1 protein-coding gene is annotated in these 1,710 nt (G+C 72.9%); it reads right to left on the reverse strand.

What is annotated here, in order from left to right; all coding sequences use genetic code 11:
* Nucleotides 1–1,710 (reverse strand): sigma 54-interacting transcriptional regulator (locus FJY74_09825; protein MBM3308611.1); only part of this gene is annotated, 1,710 nt, incomplete at both ends.

The raw sequence follows: 1,710 nt of genomic DNA on the forward strand, positions 1-1,710 counted from the left end.
GGAAGGTGCCGTTCCTCACGGCCTCGCTCAGGTCCTTGTTGCTCGCCGAGACCACGCGGGCGTCGCTCGTCCTCGTCAGGCTCTCGCCGACCCGCCGGTACTCGCCGTTCTGCAGGAACCTCAGGAGCTTCACCTGAAGCTGCGGGCTCATCTCGCCGATCTCGTCGAGGAAGAGCGTCCCGCCCCCCGCGGCCTGCACGAGCCCCTCGCGGTCGCGGTCGGCGTCCGTGAAGGCGCCCTTGACGTGCCCGAAGAGCTCGCTCTCCTGGAGGTGGGGAGCGATGGCGCCGGCATTCAGTGCCACGAAGTGGCCGGTCTTGCTCCTCCCGCCCTCGTGGACCGCCCGGGCGATGAGTTCCTTGCCCGTCCCGGACTCGCCGCGGATGACGACGGGAACCCTGCTCTCCTTGAGGCGCTCGACGTCCTCGAGGATGCGGAGCATCTCCGGGCTCCGCGTGATGATCCCCGAGAAGGCGGGCGACCCGCCGAGGTGCTGAGCCAGCCTCCCGTCGGCCTCCCACGTCTTCGACTCGATGGCGCGCCCGTACGCGAGCCCGAGCATGCGCGCCGCCGCGCCCATGAACTCGACATCGTCCTGCGTGAAGGCCGCCTGGCCCTCGGAGCGCTCGCGCTCCGCGTACAGCAGGAACACGCGGTCGCGGGCGAGCCCGGTCCTGACCGGGATGATCGCGACGGCGCCCGCGCCGCCGGGGGCGGAGGCGTCCTTGAGTCGCCCCTCGCTCAGCACGAGCGGGCTTCCGTGTCCGCGCACGTCGATGGTGGCCCGCACGAACTTCGTGACATCGGCCACACCCCTGCCGGTCCGGTCCACGGACGCGGCGACCGACGGGCCGCTCTCGGCGACCGAGAACAGCGCGAGCCGCCCGACGAGAAGCGCGTCGGCGATGCTGCCCGCGAACCGGTAGAGGTCGTCGGCGCCGGGTTCCGACATCTCGAGGAACCGGTAGCCCTCCGCGATGGCCGCGTAGCGGCCGCCACCACCGACGCTCGTCCCCGCCAGCTCGGCGTCGAGCTCGCCGACGGCCGCGTCGACCTCGGAGAGCCCGTGCTCGTCCCGCGCGACCTCGAAGCGCAGCCGCGCGCGCTCGAACCACGTCCTCGCGCGGTCCGGCTCGCCGCCGGCCTTGAGCGCCTTGCCGCGCTCGAGCTCGCACCGCGCGACCCAGTCGCCCGCGCCGACGCGGGTGAACACGGCCTCTGCGGACGAGAGTCGCGCTTCGATGGTGTCGAGCGGGATCTCCCGCCCGGACGACTCCCTGAGTCCCACGGCGCCGGTGAGCGTCGCGCGCGCGAGCTCGAAGCACTCGCCCGTTCTGCGCAGCGTCTCCTCCGCCTGACACAGCAGCGTCTCCGCGGCCACTCGCTCGCCCCGCGCGTAGTGCACGGCCGCCATGGTCCGAAGCGTCGCGCCCTCCTCGATCCGGTCGCCGACGCTCCTCGTGAGCCGCAGCGCGTCGTTGCAGTCACGCTCGGCGTCGTCGAGGCGCCCAAGCGCGTAGAGGGCCTCGGCCCGCCGCCTGAGCACCTCACCGACCACGTCGCTGCCGGCCGACACGCGGTACGCCGCCGCGATCGCCTTGTCGAGCGTCGCGAGCGCCGACTCCGGCTTCCGCTGGTCGAGCTCGAGGGTCGCCAGACACTCGAGGGCGAGAGCCTCCGCCCTCCGATAGCCGTTCTCCCGGGAGACGA

It is taken from the genome of Candidatus Effluviviaceae Genus I sp. (assembly GCA_016867725.1).
GTDB lineage: Bacteria > Joyebacterota > Joyebacteria > Joyebacterales > Joyebacteraceae > VGIX01.